Below are 18498 nucleotides of genomic sequence, written 5' to 3'. Positions count from 1 at the left end.
GCTTGTGCCTTGGCGTTGTATAACCAACGCCGGCAAGCTCCGGCGTATGGGTCTCGGTCCGTTTGTTCTAGATGATGTCAATCGCATCGAGCTTCGCTCGCATGCGGTCGTGGCGCAAATGTCCGTAATGCTTGTCGATCATCTCGGTCGACGTCCCGGCCATCCGGGCCACCTCAAAGCTGTCGATGCCGCTCGAAATCATTTCGCTGATCGCCGTGTGGCGGAGCGAGTACATCACTGCAGAAGCAGGAAGCTGAGCTGATTTGACCGCTTCCTTGAAAGGCTTCTTCCACGAGTCCTTGTTCCAAGGCTGGCCGTACTCTGTTGAGAAGATGGGGGCGTTGGCGATCTTGCCCTTGGTCTGCTCCTCGAAGAAGCGGATCGCCGCCGACGACAGCGAAACGATGCGATGCCCGGTCTTCCCATCAAGGCCGAGTGTGCCTTGCTGGCGGTCGAAATGTTTAACGCAGGCGCGTGCGAGCTCGCCCGGGCGAGCTGCGGTGAACAACATAGATTTGACAAGTTGCCGGATGTCTTCCGGGCAGGCATTGATTAGGGCGGTTCGTTGCTCTGCCGGTAGAAACGACTGCCGGCGACGCCCGACGTCTTTGAACTTCGTGACGGTTTTCCATCCTGCGTCGGTTGCGACGAGGCGATCATGTAGCGCGAGATTCAGCGCTGCTTTCAACGAAGCGAGGTTGCGGTTCGCCGAATCCTTGGCGCGCCGGAGGTCATCTTCGTCCTCGGCGGCCTCTTCGATTTCACTGATTTGCTCAGCGAGCCAATCCTTCACGTGCGAGGTGCGCAGCTTCGACAGGTCAATGCGACCGATCTTGTCGCTGTAGATAAGCCGTTTGAAGCGACCTTCGGCGTCTGATTTACTGGAGGCGCCTTTGTGCAGTCCCAGATGCTTGACGTAGTGCTCGCAGGCATCCTTGACTGTCGTGGTCTTGGTGGACACCCCGGCGTCCACAGCCTTCAACCATTCGAGGGTAGCTTTCACCGCGTCATCGAAGTTCGGGAGGGTACCGAGCGCCTTATATTCCTGTTTGCCCGCCTCGTTGCGTCTACGAGCAATCCAGGTTCCATCGCCCTCGACTAGTTTACGGAACCCGACGTAGAGACCGGATTGAACCCGAGTGAAGTAGGGTTCCCGGCGCGGGGGCAGTCGGTCGCGTGCGGTCTTGCTGATGATAGAGGTGGCCATGATATTCGTACGGAAACTGTACGGAAATTCTAGGCTGGATCTTGTCAGACGGCAATGTACTTATTTTTAAGTAAAATCAGTGGCTTGAGTAATTATTTTGGATGTCGCTGGATGGGCGCGGATCGAATTTCCCGCCCTCCGAAGGCAGGGGTTGCTGGTTCGATCCCAGCCGGGCGCGCCAAAGTCTGTTTGCGCGAATGAATAGAGGCTTGTGCGACTGGCACAAGCCTTTTTTATTTTTAAGGTCTGTTAGCGCCCGGCGGGCAATCCGCACGGACAAGCCAAAGGGCCGCGCCCGTCCGCCTCAGGCCGCCGGCGCCGCTTCGCGCAGCGACGCCAGTTCCTTCTCGTAGCGCATGTTGCGCAGCACGCGCGAATTGGCGAAGTAGCGAATGCAGTTGTGGTGAGAAAAGAAAATATCGGTTTGCCATTCGCCGCAGATGAGCGCTTCGCCCGTGGGGTCGTCGGCGGGTTGAACGATGGTGTCCGCCAAGACACGGTCGCGCCCGGACGTATTGGGCCCGGACTCGTGCCACAGCGCGCTGTTCATGACAACGAAGTCGCCCGGGCTCAGTTCGGGCGTGATCTTCGGCCACTCGACTTCGAAGCTGTCGGGGTTGATCTCGCCGGCGTCGCCGAGAAAGCCCAGCCGGTGCGAGCCCACATGGAATGTCATCGCGCCGTTGTCTTTGTCCGCGTGGGTCAGCGGGACGAAGAAACTGCACTTGTTCACATTGCCGAGGTGATAGCAGGAATCCTGGTGCAGAAACACCTTGCCGGTGCTGAACCGGTCCTTGATGACGAAACGATGGTTGTAGAGCGCGACGTGCTCGCCGAACAGCGTGCGCATGACGTCGACGAGCGCGGGCTCGCGATACATCTCGGCGAGCGGGCCAGTGGGTTGCTCGGCCAGCGCGACGGGATTGGCCTTGTTGACGTCCCGTCCGGCCTGAATGGTTTGGTAGAACGCATCCCACTCGGCTTGCCATTCGCGCACCACGGCAGCGGGAATCGCGCCGCGCACGACGAAGCAGCCCGCCCGGCGATAGACGTCGAGATCGAACGTTTCTGACGATACCCGGCTCACCAGTTCGGTCAGGCCCGCGGGAATCGCTTTTTGGGTGTTTGCCATGGCTGTATTCAGGGCGATCGAACGCCTGTTTGAGAGGAGTGGCAAAGAAGGCGCTCCAGTACGCTGGTTAAAGCGGGATACTGCGGCACGCGAATGCCGAACTCATGTTCGAGCAGTTCGAGCAGTTCGCCCGCGCGGTCGATCTGCCGCCGCTCGGTGGCGCCGTCTATGTGGTGCACCGCGTAGGCGCCGTTGATCAGGCTCTTGCGCAGCCCAACCCCCGGCCGCGCGACAATCAGTTGCAAGGCGAGCGGCGACGTAGGGTGCGTGGAGATGTACCAGTTGCCGATCTCGAAGTCGATTTCTTCCTGGCGCTGCAAATCGAACACATAAAGCGCGCGCCAGATGCCCGAAATTTTCGCTTGAAGCGTATACTGGCCATTGCCCGCAACGAGGCTGAAACACTCAAGCGGCGTGGCTTGCGGCTCGTCGGCGACGAGACGCAGCGGGACGCTCGGCACCATGCGTCCGAATCCGACGTCGGCAATGTAGTCCCCGTGCCCTTCGAACGTCACGAGGATCAGCAGATGCGTACGCGGAGGCCACGCCGTTTCGCGGGTGCCCATCACGACGCGCCCCGTCACACCCCGCGCGTCGAACCCCAACGCTCGCAGCAGCGCGAGAAAAAGCAGATTGAGCTCGTAGCAATAGCCGCCCTGGCCGCCGTGCACGATCTTGTGTTCCAGCGATTGCGTGTCGATCGGAACGGGCAAACGCAGCAGTGTCGACAGGTTCTCGAACGGGAATCGGCAAACGTGGCGCTCTTGCAGCGCGCGTAGCGTGTCGAGCGTGGGCGGCGGCGGCGTGTCGTAGCCTAGCTGCGCGAGATAGGCGCGCGGGTCGCTCAGCGTCGAGCAGGGCGAACGAGAATTCATGTCCGGAGTCAGGCCTCGACTTCGCCGAACGCCAGCGCGGGATTGCCGAAGACCTTCGTGCGCGCCTTGACGCGCCGCAGGACCACGCTGCCCGCGCCGACATATGCGCCTTCGCCGACACGGCATTTCGGCAGCAAGGTGGCGCTGCTGCCGAGAAAGACGTTCTCGGCCACACTGACGTGGCCATTGAGCTGGCAGCCGCCGGAAATCTGGCTGAAGTCTCCGACTTCCGTGTTGTGCGCCACGCTGCTGTGCGTGCCCACCATCACGTGGCGGCCGATGCGGATGTCGCAGGACAACTGCGTGAACGGGCAAACGATGGAACCTGCACCGATCTCGACGCGTGTGCCGACGAGCGCGGTCGGATGAATCAGCGTGGCGAAGACCGCGCCTTTGGCTTCCGTCAGTGCAGCGTATTTGCGTTTGCTTGCGGGGTCGCCCATGGCGCACAGAAACACGTCGTCGCTATCCGGGCGATATTCCTCGGGCGAGTCGAGCAGCGGCGCGCCGCAATCGTAAGGGCCAAGTATGTGCTGGCGGCTGTCCAGGAAGCCTTTGATGCGCCACGGCGTGCCCGCGGCGATGGCCTGTTCGGCCCAGACGAGCACTTCCCTGCCAAGATCGCCCGCGCCGACGATAACGAGATTCTTGCGTGTTTCCATGATGGCGGTGTGGGGCGTCAGCCAGAAATGTTGATGGTGCGGCCGCCGTCGACCACCAGTTGCTGACCGGTGATCCAGCGCGCGCATTCCGACAGCAGGAACGCCACGGCCTGCGTGATATCGTCCTCGCGCCCGAGTCCCAGCGGATAGTGGCTTTCCATGCGTTCGAGCAGCACGGGGTCCGCGAGCATCGACTCCGTCATGGGCGTGCGGATCGCGCCCGGCAGCACCGAGTTCACGCGAACGTTGGGCGCGAGCTCGACAGCCAGCGCGCGCATGTAGGCGTCCAGCGCGCCCTTGCTTGCGCAGTAGATGCTCGTGCCGCGTGCGCCAAACTGGCTGGCCGTGCTCGAGACGAAGACGATGTTGCGCAGCGCCTTGTCGTTGATCTTGCGCCTCGTGAGCAGGCGCGAAATTTCCACGGCCGACATGAAATTCACGTTCATGACTTCGCTTGCGGTCGCGCGTTCGAGCAGCCGCAGCGGGCCGATATTCCACATACCCGCGCAATGGACGTACTCTTCGATGCGCACGCCGTGGGAAGCGAGGTAATCCGTCAAGCTCGCCTCGATTGCGTCTACCGCCGACAAATCGGCGGCCCACAGCAGATGGTGTTCGGGATTCGCGCACAGTCGGCGCGTTTCCTCTAGCCGTGTGCGGTCGCGGCCATGCAACAAGAGGCGGCGCGTGCTGGAAAGTTGGATGGCCGTCGCCCGGCCGATCCCCGACGATGCGCCGGTCACGAGACTGCACAGTGCATGATTCATGGACGCTTCGCTCACGATGCGGTGTACCCGCCGTCGCAGACCAGCACGGTGCCGGTGATCCAGCGCGCGGCGTCGGCAACGAGAAATGCCGCAGCGTTGGCGACGTCTTCCGGCGTGCCGAGCCCCAGCGGATGCGCGGCTTCGATCTGTTCGCGCTGGGCGTCGCTCCACAACCGTGAATTCTGCTCGTACATGGCGGTCCGGACGAACCCCGGCGCGACGCAGTTGACGCGGATTTTCCGGGGGGCGTATTCGAGCGCCGCCGATTTGGCGAGTCCGCTCAGCGCCGCTTTCGACATCGCATACGCGCTGCCGCCGGCCGAGCCGACGAGGCCGATCACGGACGAGATGAAGACAACCGACCCGCCGGTTTCGCGGCAGACGCTGCGATTCTGGAAGCCGCGCAGTAGCGCCAGCGCGGCTTCCGCATTGACGCTGAACACATCGCGATACCGCGCGGGCGTGAGCAGGCGCGTCGGCGAGATCGAGCTGAGCCCGGCGGCGTGAACGAGACCCGAGAGCGTGCCTTCCTTGCTTGTAACATCACTCATGAAGGCGGGAATGCCTTCGGTATTGAGGAGGTCGAAGCAATGGCTGGTGCTGCCACCGGTCGGATCGTCGCCCCAGTTGTGCGCCAGGCGGCTCTCGTCATAATCGACGGCGACGACGGACGCGCCGAGCGAGCGCAAGAGCCGCCCGGTCGCCAGCCCGATGCCGGACGCGGCGCCTGTCACGAGAATCTTGTGGCCCGCGAGGCCCAACGGATGCGACATGGCTGGTCAGGCCTTCAGCTTGTCGAGTTCGGCGTACAGATCGGCGGCAGTTTCAAACTGGCCGAGTCCCTTGGCGGTCATCGACACGCCAAACTCCTTGTCGAGCATGGCGATCAGCGCCAGCGCGGTCAGCGAGTCCCAGTTGTCGTACTGATCCAGCGCCAGCGCCGGATCGATCTCGTCGACTTCCAGCAGTTCGGCCAGGTCGGCATAAAATTTCGCTTTTTCCATTTGCATACTCCAGTTACGCGTACTGCACCATTTCACACACATCCAGGCGGCCAAGACGCATGAGCATCGACGCCCAGGTCAGCCCCACGCCGAAACCGGCGAGGCACACAAGGGCTTCGCGGTCATTCAGGACTTCTGAGAGATTCTCGACGATGGCCATAGGTATCGTCACGCCGCTGCTGTTGCCGTACTTTTCCACGACATTCATCGGCACTTTCGCATGCGGAATGCCGATTTTGTCCGCGAGCTTTTGCAGCATGAAGCGGTTCGGCTGATGAAACAGAAACCATTCGATCTGCTCTTTGGACACACCCGCATCGTCGCAAAGCGACGCGATCATCGGCGGCACTTCGGTCTGCACGAACGTGAACACGTCCGAGCCTTCCATCGTCAGATGGTCGAGCGCGCGGAAATTGTGGTCGCCTGCGTCGCTCAATTCGGCGGTTGCCGCCGACGACGGCATGCGCATTCCGCCGGCCGGAATCATCAATGCGCCGTGGCGCGTGCCGTCGAACTTGACGTTCGCGTGGGTCGTGCCGGCTGCGGACGCCTTCTCCACGACGGTGATCGAAGCCGCGTCGCCGACGAGCGGATAGCTGTTGCGATCGCGCGGCGAGGTCTTGCGGCTGATAACGTCGGCGTTCACTAGCGCGACGCGCTGGATGTGCTTCTGGTCGAGCAGCATGAAGGCCTGCATCAGTCCGATCACGAACCCGGCACAGCCTTGATTGATGTCGACGCAGAACATGTCCTGCTTCAAGCCGAGACGGCCCTGGATGATGCTGCTCGTCGGCGGCATCAGATAGTCCGGCGTCTGCGTGACGAGGATCAGCGCATCGAGACTGTCGCGCTCGAGACCGTGCTTGTCGAACAGATGCTCGAAGCCGAATACGGCGAGATCCGAAACGCACGTGCCGGGCGAGACGAGGCGATGGCGGTCGTAGCCCATCACTTCCATGAGCTTGCGCGAGCGCGCTTCGGGGAAATCGAAGGCCTTCATGTCGTCGATGAACGATTGCTCGTTCGCCGGTACGACCGTCAGCAACGCTGCAATGCGCTTGCTCTCGAAAAGCAGGTTCACTGGGTGACCTCGTATCGGCTCAGCAACGCGCTGATCGATTCCAGGTTGCGAAAGTGGTCCGGCACGATGTCGAGGCCGTCGATCGAAATGCCGAAGGCGTTATCGAGCGTCGAGACGAACGCCAGCATGTCGAACGAGTCCAGCAGGCCGTCATCCAGAAAATCGCTGGAACGTGCGAAATCGGATTCCGGACGCACGCTCGCGAGCAATTCAATCAACTTTGCGTTCAACATACTTCTACTCCGTGTTCATGAGCCATTTATGCGTCGACGGCCTGCTGCTCTGCAGCCCGCTTTGCCGACAGCGCAAGCCGGTCGATCTTGCCATTGGGATTGCGGGGCATCGACTGTACGCGCTCGCAAACAGTCGGCAGCATGTATTTCGGCAGATGCTGGCCGAGCCGCGCGCGAATGACGCCTGCCGCGATGTCGTCGGCCGATTCGAAATACAGCGCGATCTGTTTCTGCTGCGCGTCGTACACGACGCAAGCCTGGCTAATGCCTTCCACCTGCAACGCGACATGCTCGATCTCGCCCAGCTCGATGCGGTAGCCGAGATGTTTGATCTGGAAGTCGCGTCGGCCGACGAACATGATCTCGCCGTGTTCGTTGCGATAGACGAGGTCGCCGGTCCGGTAGATGCGTTCGGGATACTGCGTGCGCAGCGGATTGAGCGTGAACGCGTCAGCCGTTTTCTGCGGATTGTTCCAGTAGCCGAGCGCGAGCGAGCTGCCCCGAACGCATAGCTCGCCGTATTCGTTCGTCTGCGCAGCCTTGCCCTCGTCGGTGAGGATGAGGACGTCCGAGTTGCGGCACGGAAAACCAATGGGCAGCTTTTCGTCGTCGCCGAGTTCGCGGTCCACCACGAAATAGGTGCAATCCACCGTGGCCTCGATGGGGCCGTAGAGATTGACGAACATGGCCTGCGGCAGATGTTTGCGCCAATAGTTCAGAGGCCGCGTAGGGAAGACTTCGCCCGCGAACAACACTTTCTTCAACGCGGCAGGCGGCAGTTTCGCGAGCAGATCCTGGTTCGCGATGTTCACCATGATCGTCGGAACCCAGAAGATGAAACTCACCGACCGCTCGATCAGATACTGGAGCAAGGTCGCCGGAAAAGCCGCCGTCTGCTCGGGAATCAACGTGAGCGTGGCGCCCTTGGCGAGGCAAAGGAACAGTTCCAGCGAGTAGATATCGAAATAGAGCGGCGACAGGCTGCCGATGACTTCGCTGCCATCGAGCGAGAGACGCGCGAAGGCCCAGTCCATGAAATCGATGGTGGAGCGGTGATTGAGCGCCACGCCCTTGGGTACGCCCGTCGAGCCGGACGTGTGGATGATGCAAAGCGGGTCCGTGTCGATGACGTGATCGAGGCGGTACTCGAGCTTGATGTCGGCCCAAGGCAGGCCGGCGCCGATCACGTCTTCCACGAGCAGCAACGCTGTATCGGGCACACCGACGTCGCGCAGCGTGTTGGCGAGGCGAGCCGTGGTCACCACGAGGGGCGCGGCGAGATTCTCGAGAATCAGCTTCAGACGTGCTGCGGGAAGCTTCACATCGAGATTCGCGTAGCAGTTGCCGGCGTAGACGATGCCGAGGTCGGCGAAGATCGTTTCGGCGCACTTGGGCAGGAACACGGCAACGGGTTGATTCGGCGTGCTCAGGCGCGTGCGGATCGCGGCGGCGAATTCCTTGGCGTGAACTTCCAGTTCGCTGAACGTGTAGCTGCGCTCGCCATCCACGATGGCGGTTTTTTTCGGATGCTGGGCTAGCGCACCCGCTTCGAAATATTCGACAACATTAATCATCATGGCGCTAATTCACGTTTCTGAAAGTCAATCGCGGAGCTGTCCCGAGTTTGAGGCCATTCTGACACTGGCATCGGCGGCAAGATCGTGCGAACAGACCGGCATTTGCCTGTCAATTCAAGGCATTTCGATGAGTCGCCGAATCACGTCTGACGTTAGCGCCCGGCGTGCGCGATCGTTTCGACGACGCGCACGACGTCCATGTCGCTCAGGGCCGGATAGATCGGTAGGCACAGCACCTTGAGCGCGGCTTCGCTGGCAACCGGCAGGTTGGCGCGGTTGGCCGAGGGCAGATTGCGGTACATCGGAAAATCGGAGATCAGCGGATAGAAGTAGCGGCGCGCATAGATCTCGTGCTTGCGCAGATACTCATAGAGTGCGTCACGCGAAAGCGGGAAATCGGCTTCGACGAGCACGGGGAAATACGAGCAGTTGGCAACCGTTTCCGTCCCCTTGGACAGGCAGCGAATGCCGGGCACGTGACTCAGCGTCGTGCGGTACATCTCGTCGATTTCGCGGCGCCGGGCGAGCGCGGCGTCGACATGCCGAAGTTGCGCGAGGCCGAACGCTGCGTTGATTTCGCTCATCTTGCCGTTGATGCCGCTCGCAACAACGGTGGTTTCGTCGACGAATCCGAAGTTCTTCAGGTGATCGATGCGCTGCTTGGTCCGCGCGTCCGGGCACACGATCGCGCCGCCTTCGAAGGTGTTGAACACCTTGGTCGCGTGAAAGCTCATCACCGAGAGGTCGCCGTGCTTGAGCACGCTGCCGCTCGCCGTTTCGACGCCGAACGCGTGTGCGGCGTCGTAGATGACCTTCAGGTTGTAGTTGTCGGCAATGCGCTGGATCGCCGCGACATCGCATGGATGGCCGTAGCAATGCACGGGCATGATCGCGGTGGTCTGCGGCGTGATGGCCGCTTCGATCTTCGTGGGGTCGAGATTGAGCGTCGTGGGCTCGACGTCGACGAAAACCGGCTGGACGCCGTTCCACAGCAGCGAATGCGCCGTCGCAACGAACGAGTAGGGCGTGGTGATGACTTCGCCGGCGATGCGGTGCGCCTGCAGCGCGGTCACGAGTCCGAGCGTGCCGTTCGACATCAGGGCGAGATGTTCGACGCCCAGATACTCGCACAGCGCCTGTTCCAGCTGCTCGTGGAACGGTCCGCCGTTGCTCAGTATCTTGCGGTCCCAGATCTCGCGCAGGTAAGGCAGAAATTCTTCGAGCGGCGCCAGATGCGGCTGGGTGACGTAGATGCGTTCAAGCGCGAGATCGGATAGGGACTCGGCGGAGAGGCTGGCATTCATGGTACGCGGTCGGGGTCTCGCAGTCTTGTTCGCTTGGGGGCTCGCTGGCCCCCGCTGCGCGGCCGGGAGGCCAGCGCCAACGGACCAGGCCGATGTTGACCGATTATCGCGTTGCGGCCCGCCGCACCAAGGGCCGAGCTAGGGCCAAAATGCACGTTAATTTCGCGGATTGAATGCGGCCCGTTCGGGCGAACCTCACGGTAGCGTCGGGCCCGGCGTCCCGGCCATATCGGGATGCGGCCGGACACCACTTCAGAACGGCGCGCGGGAATCCGTTAACTGCGGATGCAGCCATATCGCGCGCCCGTGAATCGACCGACTGGCGACATCCCGCCTTTGCCGTCCCGGAAACGCAGCCTTTAACAGTACTCCCGCGAATTATGTCCACAAGCGCTTCGCAACACGCATTACAGCATCCCTACTATATCCACGCGCCTGGGTATCGGGAGACTTCCTCTGGCATCGTCGTTCTGCACACGCTCTGCCATGAGCTGAACATTCGCGGCCACGAAGCGTATATCGTTGGCACTCCTGTGGTCAATCCCGCCTTTCAGACCCCTGTCTTGACGGCGGAGATCCTGAACAGCCATCGACAGCGCGGACTGGTTCCAGTCGTTGTGTACCCCGAGATCGTCTCCGGCAATCCGTTAGGGGCGCAGGTTTGTGTCCGGTACATTCTGAACAATATTGGTCGTCTCACCGGCAAGCAGTTGAACGAGGGGAAGGACGACCTGATCTTCTATTACTCCGAGAATTTCATCGGGGACAAGGGGAAGGACGAGATCGACTATCTGTTCCTGCCCGTGGTCGATCCCAATCTGTTCAAGCCCGATCCGGCGAAGGTAAGAGACAAGACGTTTGTCTTTCAATATCGGTATCCGCTGGAGAAGATCGACTTTTCGCGATTTCCTGCCGGCACCGAGCTTCTGTCGATGTCGACGCCGGTCTCTCTGGCCGAACTGGCGGCAAAGCTTCAGACGGGCAAAGCGCTCTACACGTACGAGCCGTCCGCTGTCTGCACTGAGGCGATGATGTGCGGCTGTCCCGTTATTTACATGAGCGAGGGCGGACTGCCGGAGACGCCCGATCGATTCCTGTTCGGCACCAATGGCTCCGCCATGGCGAGCGAAAGGAACGGCCTGCTGCGCGCCGAGGCGACGGTGAGCCTCATTCACCCCATTGTCGCGGCGCAGATGGAAGTGTTTGCGGCGCAACTCCCTTATTTCGTGGAAAGCACGCAGGCGGCGTCTCGCAAGGTGCAAGCGAGCAATCAGGCGGCAGACGTTGCGCAGGCTAACAGCCAGCAAGCGGCCCCGCTGCCGGAAAAGGCGCCTTTGACGCCTGGCGTTCTGATTCTCGATCCGGCAGGCGACGAGCAGAAAATCCAGCAGTCCTTGCAGAGTCTCGATGTCGCCTGCGCGAAAGAACATCTGGTCGTCGTCGTGACCACACTCGATGCCGAGGTGCCGCAGTGGACGCCACGTTTGCGTTACCTGAAGGCGACCGCGAGAGAGTACGCCGCTGTCGTCAAGGCGGTTTCAGCGCACGCTGAGATCAATTGGCTGACCACTGTCGAAGCAGGGACATCGCTGGCCGAGTTCTCCGCAAGTCAGGAGGCCGCGCAAACGTAGCCGGTTTCAATCAACCAGTGATGATCGAGGGCGCGCTTCGGCGCGCCCTTTGCTTTGTGCCCCTCCCTTTGTGTCCTTGCCGTAAACGCCAAGCCGGGTTTCGCCTTTAGACGAAACCCGGCTTGCTTGTTTCCTGCGTGATGTTTTAAGGCGCGCTTACTCGCCGTATTTGCGCAGGTATTGCTCGTACCCTTCGGTCCAGCTCGGCGTGCTGAACGCACCGCCGCTCTCGTGCACAACGCCGATCGGCCAGGTGCCCATGCTCAGGCCCTTGAGTTCGGCCGCGCGGCAAAAGTCCAGATCGTAGAAGTGGAACTTGAACTGTTCATCGAAGCGCAGGCCGCTGCGCGACAGCGTATCGCTGTCCGCAACCATCAGGAGACCGTCGAGGAGCTTGCATTCCTGTCCTGAGGGGCCGAAGTTCGTCACTTCGCACGGAAATCCCTTGCCGTGGCCGACGATCCCGCTCAGATGCTGGCGTTCGTCCCACTGCATATCCGGCGTGAAGGCCCATGACGGCTGGCGCGGCATTCGGCGACGGTTGCCGGCAAGGCCCACCACGTCGAAGCGCACGAGCGATTCGCGAATGCGCTCGGTCCAGAAAAAGTCGTTGAGCCAGACGTCGTCGTGGATGAAGACGAGCACCGCCGGATTCTGCTTCGCGTCGTCGATCGCCGCGTTGTAGATGCTGGGCAAGCCGCGCGTGTTGCTGTCGAACAATTGAAGCTCGACGTTGGCCAGGTGCGCGTACAGGTTCAGCGAGCGGCCCAGTGCCGTAGCGGTTGCGAATTCTTCGCGGCTGCTACGCGTGCCGCAGACGAGGCGAATGGGTTTCTTTGCCGCGGGAAGCGCGGTCGGTTTTCCGATGGCAACGATCGGCGCGGAACCTGAAGCCGTGCGTGGCTCGACGTCACGTGCCAGTTCGGCGACCGGCGCTTGCAGCGCGCCTTCCGGCTGCGCCTCTACCTCGAAATGCTCGGGTGCGAGCCCGTCGCACCAGCGCTGCCACATGATACGGAACGCGCACGATGCTGCGTTGGCAATCGTGCTCGCGCTGACGATGGGCGACTGCGAGCAGTGCTGGCGAAGTTCGCGGCGTACCGTTGCGAGCGCTTCGATGTCTTCGGCGAGCGCCGCGCACTTGTTCACATAGTCGTCCTTGTCGCGCGCGACGAATGCCTCCTCGAGCCCGAGGTGCGAGAGCCATCCCGTGCTGCCGCGGCTCGCCATCGAATCGCGGGGCAGAGTGACGGTGGGAACGCCCATCCAAAGCGCATGCATGGTCGTGGTCGAACCGGCGAACGGGAACGGGTCGAGACACACATCGACCAGATGGTGCTGTTCCAGATAGTCCACGATACCCTTGCGCTGCAAAAAGCTGACGCGGTTCACGTCGGCGCCTTCGCGCGCGAACATCACGGCCAGCTTGTTCATTTGCTCCGTCGACGAAATCGCGCCGACGAGCAAGCGCGAATTCGGCACTTCTCGCAGCACGCGTGCCCAGAGTGCCACGACTTCCGGGCTGATCTTGACGAGCCGGCTGAAGCTGCCGAACGTCACGTAGCCGTTCTTCAGGGCGGGCAATTCGTTGACGTCCGGGGCTTTCGGGTGCGGCTTGAACGGCGCGAGCGCCGGCAGGAACACGAGCTTTTCGGAGAACCGGTCGGCGAACTGTTCAAGCGGCGTAACGAAACGGTCCGACAGGTAATAGTCGATCGCCGTGAGACCGGTCGTGGCCGGATTGCCGATCCAGCTGACCTGCACGGGCGCCGGCTTGTGCGCGAAGGCGACGAGACGGTTGCGGCCGGTATGGCCGGACAGATCGATCAGGATATCGATGCGATCGTCGCGGATCTTTTGTGCGATCGCGGCGTCGTTCATGCCGAAGATCAGGTGCCAGCCGTCCGTGTGTTGCCGGATCAACTGGGTAAAGGCATCCGTGACCACGTAGTTCGAATAGATCTGTAGCGACAAGCTCTTGTCGCGCGCCAGTTGCTCCACGACCGACTGGAAGAAATACGCGACCGGGTGATTCAGCAAGTCCCCCGAGACGAAGCCGACCCGCAATTGCCGCGACGGATTTCGATCGTTGGTGTGTGGCGGCCAGCTTGCACGCAGCGGCGCCTCCTGGCGCTCTGCGAACTCGCGGAATTCCGCGAATGCGCTTGCCGCATCGAGATCGTGCTTGTGCATCAGGCAGAACAGCAGGTTGCTGCGCGTTGCGGCCTGCATCGGTGCGATGGCGAGTGCCCGACGGAAGGCGTTTTCCGCTTCGTCGTACTGGCCATGCTCGGACAGCAGATTGCCGAGCGCGTCGAGTTCGAGCGCGTCGTCCGGTGCGAGTTCGACGGCGCGTTGGACCTGCGCGATGCCATCGATTTGCCGTCCCGTCGCCTGCAAGGCCGTGCCCAGTGCGCGATGCAGGGCTGCGCTCTTGGGGAATCGCTCGAGCGCCTGGCGGCAGTGCGCTTCGGCTCGTAGATGCTGACGCGTGAGAGACAGCACGTCGGCCAACATCGTCTGCGCGATGAGATTGTTTGGCGCAAGCGTCGCGGCGCGCTCGGCCGCCCCGACGGACTCGGGGTAGTTGCCCGTGCGCTGCAGAATGTGCACGAGCGCGATCCAGCATTCGCCGTGCGCCGGGTATTGCTCGGTCAGGCGGCGGCCAAACTTCAGCGCTTCGTCGAGCTTTTTGTTGTTGATGAGATCGGCAAACTCGCGGAGTTCCTTCGCACTTGCCTTGCGCGTATCGACCTCCTGGACTGCGGGCGCGACCGGCGTCGCGTCTACTGGCGTGGCCTGGGTTTGCGCAGTCGCGGCTTCGTTGCTAGGTGAGCCTTTGGTTGCTGCCGGGGCGTTTTGCCCGGGCAGGCGGGCGCTCAACGTTTCGATGGCGTCGTCGGGAACGCCGCATTGCCGCGCCGTTTCGAGCGCCATCCGCGCGGCTTCGATCTGGTTGCTGGCGGTGAGGGCGTTGAAGTAGTAGACCCAGAGCTGCGCGAAATTTGGCGTGTGGCCGAGCGCGGCTTCGAAATGCGGCACGGCCTGGGCCGGCCGGTCGGTTTGCATGTACAGCACGCCCATGTGGTAATTGGCGTCGACATGATCGCTATCCGCCTCCAGCACAATGGCGTAGAGCGCCGCGGCTTCTTCGTATTCCTGCTTACGGTGATGTTCGATCCCGGCTTCCATGACGAGCTGGATGTCGTTCCCCATTTGCGTTTGGGGGGCGAGCGCGGTGATTTCGGTCGGAGTGGGGAAGGCGGTCATGACGAAGGCGTGCTGGCGCCGCAGTTAGCAGAAGTAGGGGAATTATCGAGCGCGCCCACTCGGGACGAATGGCCGAGTTGACGTCAAAACGCCCGCCAATTCGGTGGTGCGGGCGATGTGCGGAGTTGGGGCGGGGTAGACGGCCGTTGCTGCCTGAGCCGTGCGCAATGAGGGCGCAAAAGAAAAGCCCGCACGAGGCGGGCCGAGATACGCGAATGCGCCTTGAAGGATGCAATGATTGGTTGTTATTCCTGCACGCTCTGCGAAGTCCGTACTTCAGAACTGCGCAACGCGCTGATACAGGTTCACATTGCGCGTTGCCTGCATGGCGGAACGATACTCGGCGCTGAGCATGCTTTGGGCCGACTCCGCCGCTGCTGCGACACGTGTATCGACCGCGTGAACCTGTTTGAGCACGTCGAGCGCGGCGCCCGTTTGCTTCGCGGAGAGCGACATGAGAAGCGGCGAGCGCTCGTTCGCTAGCTCGGCCGCCTTTTCCCATTCGCCGACGGCCGCCGCCTGCTCGATGTCTTTCGTGATCTGCCAGATGCGATCGATGGGCGCTGCGAATTCCATGTCGTCTCTCCTGCGCGATGCGCTTAGCTCTTGTTGGTGGCCAGCGCGCCTGCGCTGTTGGTGCCGCCGAAGAGCTGCGTGAGGTACTGCTGGTTGCTGTTCATCGTCGCCATCAGCGTGTTGAGCGCGGTGAACTGCGCGGTGTACATGCTGGTGAGCTGCGACTGGTACTCGGCGAGATTCGACTGCTGTGTCGAGAGGTTCGTCAGGTCAGTCTGGATCGAGTTGGTACGCGTCGTGATGACGCCCGTGCTCGACGAATAGCTCGTGATGTTGTTGTTCAACTGGGCGGCGACGCCGTTGGCCGAATTGAACAGCGCGGCCACGGTCGACTGATTGTTCTGCAGTGCGGTGTTCAGCGTACTACTGTCGACCGAGAGCGATCCGTCCGAATTCAGCGTGACGCCGATCGAAGCCAGGCTGGTCGTCGTGCTGCCACTCTTCACGCCCGTTGCGACGATCGTCGCGAGCTGGTTCTGGATCATGTTCAGCGTCGAGTCGCCTAGCAGCACGCCTTGCGACGTCGAGGTCGAGCTGAACGACGTGAGCGCGGCCATCGTCGTCACGAGCGTGTTGTAGAGCGTGACGAAATTGTTGATCGCGCTGGATTCCGCGCTCGTGTTCTGCGCGACCGTGAGCGTTTGTGCGCCGCTGCCCGTGCTCGACGTATCGACTGCCGATGCGGTGAGGTTCAGCGTGACGCCGGAAAGCGCGGAGGTCACCGTGTTCGTCGAGCTAGTCGCGCCCGTGCCGTCGATCGTGAAATAGGCGTCCTGTGCGGCCGTGGACTGCGTCCAGGTGGTCGTGTTGGAGATCGTCGACTGGTTGGCGGTGAGGTTGGCCGAAGTCGCGCTCGAGCTCGTGATCGCCGTACCCGCCGTGGTCGTCACGGCCAGTTTGTTCACTGCGTCGCTGGAATTCGAGTCGCTGATCGCGATGCTGATACCGTTCTGCGAACCGGTCGACGTCGAGTGCAGTACGAGGTGCGCGCCGTCGGCGCCGTTGACGACCGTTGCCGTCACGCCCGGGTTGTTGGTGGCCGAGTTGATCGCCGACGCAATGCCTGCAACCGTGCTGTTCGAGTTGTTGAGCGAGATCGTGGTGCTGGCGCCGTTGACAGTCAGCGTCATCGTGGCGGAGCCCCCCGATCCGACGAGCGCCGTGGTTGCGCCGTAGCCAGTCGAGGTGAGCACCTGAGCCTGCGCCACCTGCTTCAGGTCAATCGAATAGGACCCGGCTGCCGCGCCGCTGCCTGCGGTGGCCGTAATGCCGGTGCCGCTGAGCGTCGTGCTGAATGCATTGAGGGTCGTGCCGTCCGAGAGCGGCGAGAGGCCTGCCTGAAGTGCGGAGAGCGCGGCGGAAAGCGCGCCGTACGCGGAAATCTCGGTGTTGTCTTGCGTCTGCTCGGCGCTGATCGTTGCGGCCTGGCCGGCAGTCTTGGCATTGACGAGCGCGGTGACGAGCGAGTTCACGTCCATCGACGAGTTGCCGGTCGAGCCGCTGACGATCGACTGGGCGGCTTGCTGCAAAGCGGCATTGCTCGCTGCGGTCGTAGCAGCAACGCTACTTGCGATCGTGCTGGCTGTCGAACTGGATACGGTGGACATGAAGGGGCTCCGTGCTTCGGCGTTGCAGTGTGAATCGGTTCAAGTCTGGAAAACGCCAATCGGGAGGCGATCCTCCCGATTGGCTTGCGTTGCGCTCACGGGTATGGCGGCCGGGCGCGCAACACTTGGGCTACAGAAGCTCGTATTACTGCAGGAGCTTCAGGATCTGCTGCGGCTGCGAGTTCGCTTGTGCGAGCACCGAGATACCAGCTTGCTGCAGCACTTGCGCCTTGCTCAGGTTCGCCGTTTCTTCCGCGAAGTTAGCGTCCTGGATCGACGACTGGGCGGTCGACAGGTCGGTCGACTGAGCTTGCTGCGTCGTGCCGATTGCCGTGAAGCGGTTCTGTGCTGCGCCGAGCGTTGCTTGCAGGTTGTTCAGCGTGTTCAGCGCGTTGTCGATCGACTCCATGGCCATGCTTGCGCCGCTTGCCGTGCTGATGTTGACGTTAGCAACGTCGGTCGGCACGTTGTAGGCGTTGACTTGAGCCGTCACTGCGTCGGCAGCGGCGGAGCCGGCCGAACCAACAGCCGCGTCGAGGCCAGTGTCGCTGAGCGTGATCGCCGTGCCCGAACCCACGATCGCGTTGCCGGTGATCGTTTGGCCGGAAGCCGAGAACAGGGCGCTGACAGCCGTGTTGCTCAGTGCCGTGTTGTTCTGGTCGGTGAAACTGAAACCGCCGCTGCCGTCCGAGACCACGTTGATCGACGTAACGGTTGCGGACGAACCCGTTGCTGCAACGCCAGCCGAATTCAGGCTCACGCTGAACGTGCCGAGCGTCTGGCCAGCCTGCGGCACGCCGCTGCCGATCGAAGCTGCCGACATGTTTTGGTTCAGGCTCAGGCTGATCGTCTGGCCGACGTTCGCGCCAACCTGGAACGACACGTTACCGAGCGTGCCGTTCAGCACGTTCATGCCGTTGTACGTCGTTTGCGAAGCGATACGGTTGATTTCCGAAACTTGCTGGTTGACTTCCTGCTGCAGCGCTGCGCGGTCGTCGGAGGTCATCGAGCCGTTGGCCGCTTGCGTGGCCAGCTGGCGGATACGTTGCAGGCTGCTCGTCAGCGACGACAGACCGCTCGATGCCGTTTGAACCAGCGAAACGCCATCGTTCGAGTTCGACACGCCCTGATTCAGACCGTTGATCTGGGTCTGCATGATGTTCGAGATCGCGAGGCCTGCTGCATCGTCAGCTGCGCTGTTGATGCGCTTACCCGACGACAGGCGCGTGATCGCTTGCGACAGCGCGCTGCCCGAGCCCGTCAGGTTCTGTTGCGCGACGAGCGAGTTGATGTTGCTGTTAATTCCGAGCATGGAAATTCTCCTAAGCGGGCTGAAAGCCCGTTACAAGCCACTATGGCCGCGGCGGGTGCAATCTTTCATTGCTGGCCGCCTCAGTGAAGGTTGTCGGCGTGGGTAAAAAAAACTTGAGGGGAAGCACCGACAATCGAGACCTCATTTGCGCGGTGCATAAAAAGTCCTGTTGCGCCGCGCTTCGTGCTTCCCGCTTCCCTCACGCATTCATGCGTCTTGCAGTTTGCAAGCGTGTTTACGGCAGGTATCGCGCGTGGTTT

Annotated in this window: 16 protein-coding genes; 1 reads left to right on the top strand and 15 read right to left on the bottom strand. The window is 61.9% G+C overall.

Going from position 1 to position 18498, the window contains the following annotated elements; translation table 11 throughout:
- Positions 1 to 67 precede the first annotated feature (67 nt).
- From M3A49_RS18485 to M3A49_RS18435, 11 genes are all read right to left on the bottom strand, one after another.
- On the bottom strand, positions 68 to 1207 hold the full coding sequence (locus tag M3A49_RS18485; protein ID WP_266230070.1) for a tyrosine-type recombinase/integrase: 1140 nt from the start codon (positions 1205 to 1207) through the stop codon (positions 68 to 70).
- Between the two features lie 304 nt (positions 1208 to 1511).
- Positions 1512 to 2339: a phytanoyl-CoA dioxygenase family protein gene (locus M3A49_RS18480; RefSeq protein WP_266230069.1), complete on the bottom strand. Its 828-nt coding sequence runs from the start codon at positions 2337 to 2339 to the stop codon at positions 1512 to 1514.
- An 8-nt stretch (positions 2340 to 2347) separates the two neighbouring features.
- Entirely contained in the window at positions 2348 to 3214 is an 867-nt protein-coding gene (locus M3A49_RS18475) for an arylamine N-acetyltransferase family protein (RefSeq protein WP_266230068.1), read from the bottom strand.
- Between the two features lie 8 nt (positions 3215 to 3222).
- Positions 3223 to 3963, bottom strand: coding sequence for an acetyltransferase (locus tag M3A49_RS18470; RefSeq protein WP_266230066.1), 741 nt, complete (start codon positions 3961 to 3963; stop codon positions 3223 to 3225).
- Positions 3894 to 4643: an SDR family NAD(P)-dependent oxidoreductase gene (locus tag M3A49_RS18465; protein WP_266230065.1), complete on the bottom strand. Its 750-nt coding sequence runs from the start codon at positions 4641 to 4643 to the stop codon at positions 3894 to 3896. Before M3A49_RS18465 ends, M3A49_RS18470 begins: the two co-directional genes overlap by 70 nt.
- An 11-nt stretch (positions 4644 to 4654) precedes the next feature.
- Complete coding sequence (locus M3A49_RS18460) at positions 4655 to 5404, bottom strand: SDR family NAD(P)-dependent oxidoreductase (RefSeq protein WP_266230064.1); 750 nt, start codon at positions 5402 to 5404, stop codon at positions 4655 to 4657.
- Between the two features lie 18 nt (positions 5405 to 5422).
- A complete protein-coding gene (locus tag M3A49_RS18455) occupies positions 5423 to 5647 on the bottom strand; it encodes an acyl carrier protein (protein WP_266230062.1) in 225 nt (74 codons plus the stop codon).
- Between the two features lie 13 nt (positions 5648 to 5660).
- Positions 5661 to 6728 carry a 3-oxoacyl-ACP synthase III family protein gene (locus M3A49_RS18450; protein ID WP_266230061.1) on the bottom strand — a complete coding sequence of 356 codons (1068 nt, stop codon included), beginning with the start codon at positions 6726 to 6728 and terminating at the stop codon, positions 5661 to 5663.
- Positions 6725 to 6961 (bottom strand): phosphopantetheine-binding protein, encoded by a 237-nt coding sequence (locus M3A49_RS18445; protein WP_266230060.1) that lies wholly within the window; start codon positions 6959 to 6961, stop codon positions 6725 to 6727. Before M3A49_RS18445 ends, M3A49_RS18450 begins: the two co-directional genes overlap by 4 nt.
- A 26-nt stretch (positions 6962 to 6987) precedes the next feature.
- Positions 6988 to 8538 carry an amino acid adenylation domain-containing protein gene (locus M3A49_RS18440; protein WP_266230059.1) on the bottom strand — a complete coding sequence of 517 codons (1551 nt, stop codon included), beginning with the start codon at positions 8536 to 8538 and terminating at the stop codon, positions 6988 to 6990.
- A 152-nt stretch (positions 8539 to 8690) separates the two neighbouring features.
- Complete coding sequence (locus M3A49_RS18435) at positions 8691 to 9842, bottom strand: DegT/DnrJ/EryC1/StrS family aminotransferase (protein WP_266230058.1); 1152 nt, start codon at positions 9840 to 9842, stop codon at positions 8691 to 8693.
- A 380-nt stretch (positions 9843 to 10222) separates the two neighbouring features.
- Here M3A49_RS18435 and M3A49_RS18430 point away from each other — a divergent pair, with 380 nt between their 5' ends.
- Entirely contained in the window at positions 10223 to 11473 is a 1251-nt protein-coding gene (locus M3A49_RS18430; RefSeq protein ID WP_266230057.1) for a hypothetical protein, read from the top strand.
- A gap of 156 nt (positions 11474 to 11629) precedes the next feature.
- Here the strand turns inward: M3A49_RS18430 and M3A49_RS18425 are convergent, their stop codons facing one another.
- From M3A49_RS18425 to M3A49_RS18410, 4 genes are all read right to left on the bottom strand, one after another.
- Positions 11630 to 14743 (bottom strand): tetratricopeptide repeat protein, encoded by a 3114-nt coding sequence (locus tag M3A49_RS18425; RefSeq protein ID WP_266230056.1) that lies wholly within the window; start codon positions 14741 to 14743, stop codon positions 11630 to 11632.
- 276 nt (positions 14744 to 15019) lie between these two features.
- A complete protein-coding gene (fliT, locus tag M3A49_RS18420; RefSeq protein WP_266230055.1) occupies positions 15020 to 15319 on the bottom strand; it encodes a flagellar protein FliT in 300 nt (99 codons plus the stop codon).
- 23 nt (positions 15320 to 15342) lie between these two features.
- Positions 15343 to 16926: a flagellar filament capping protein FliD gene (gene fliD, locus M3A49_RS18415; RefSeq protein ID WP_266230054.1), complete on the bottom strand. Its 1584-nt coding sequence runs from the start codon at positions 16924 to 16926 to the stop codon at positions 15343 to 15345.
- Between the two features lie 145 nt (positions 16927 to 17071).
- Positions 17072 to 18238: a flagellin gene (locus M3A49_RS18410; RefSeq protein ID WP_266230053.1), complete on the bottom strand. Its 1167-nt coding sequence runs from the start codon at positions 18236 to 18238 to the stop codon at positions 17072 to 17074.
- Between the last annotated feature and the right edge of the window lie 260 nt (positions 18239 to 18498).

It is taken from the genome of Paraburkholderia sp. CNPSo 3076, from assembly GCF_026343935.1.
GTDB lineage: Bacteria > Pseudomonadota > Gammaproteobacteria > Burkholderiales > Burkholderiaceae > Paraburkholderia > Paraburkholderia nodosa.
Note: the sequence above shows the minus strand (reverse complement) of the source record. Positions and strands in the feature narration are given on the sequence as shown.

What these genes read in the sequence shown, in the direction of transcription:
- M3A49_RS18485 (WP_266230070.1), bottom strand. Translation starts at nt 1,207, where the DNA reads ATGGCCACCTCTATCATCAGCAAGACCGCACGCGACCGACTGCCCCCG.
- M3A49_RS18480 (WP_266230069.1), bottom strand. Translation starts at nt 2,339, where the DNA reads ATGGCAAACACCCAAAAAGCGATTCCCGCGGGCCTGACCGAACTGGTG.
- M3A49_RS18475 (WP_266230068.1), bottom strand. Translation starts at nt 3,214, where the DNA reads ATGAATTCTCGTTCGCCCTGCTCGACGCTGAGCGACCCGCGCGCCTAT.
- M3A49_RS18470 (WP_266230066.1), bottom strand. Translation starts at nt 3,963, where the DNA reads ATGCGCGCGCTGGATCACCGGTCAGCAACTGGTGGTCGACGGCGGCCG.
- M3A49_RS18465 (WP_266230065.1), bottom strand. Translation starts at nt 4,643, where the DNA reads ATGAATCATGCACTGTGCAGTCTCGTGACCGGCGCATCGTCGGGGATC.
- M3A49_RS18455 (WP_266230062.1), bottom strand. Translation starts at nt 5,647, where the DNA reads ATGGAAAAAGCGAAATTTTATGCCGACCTGGCCGAACTGCTGGAAGTC.
- M3A49_RS18445 (WP_266230060.1), bottom strand. Translation starts at nt 6,961, where the DNA reads ATGTTGAACGCAAAGTTGATTGAATTGCTCGCGAGCGTGCGTCCGGAA.
- M3A49_RS18440 (WP_266230059.1), bottom strand. Translation starts at nt 8,538, where the DNA reads ATGATGATTAATGTTGTCGAATATTTCGAAGCGGGTGCGCTAGCCCAG.
- M3A49_RS18435 (WP_266230058.1), bottom strand. Translation starts at nt 9,842, where the DNA reads ATGAATGCCAGCCTCTCCGCCGAGTCCCTATCCGATCTCGCGCTTGAA.
- M3A49_RS18430 (WP_266230057.1), top strand. Translation starts at nt 10,223, where the DNA reads ATGTCCACAAGCGCTTCGCAACACGCATTACAGCATCCCTACTATATC.
- M3A49_RS18425 (WP_266230056.1), bottom strand. Translation starts at nt 14,743, where the DNA reads ATGACCGCCTTCCCCACTCCGACCGAAATCACCGCGCTCGCCCCCCAA.
- fliT (WP_266230055.1), bottom strand. Translation starts at nt 15,319, where the DNA reads ATGGAATTCGCAGCGCCCATCGATCGCATCTGGCAGATCACGAAAGAC.
- fliD (WP_266230054.1), bottom strand. Translation starts at nt 16,926, where the DNA reads ATGTCCACCGTATCCAGTTCGACAGCCAGCACGATCGCAAGTAGCGTT.
- M3A49_RS18410 (WP_266230053.1), bottom strand. Translation starts at nt 18,238, where the DNA reads ATGCTCGGAATTAACAGCAACATCAACTCGCTCGTCGCGCAACAGAAC.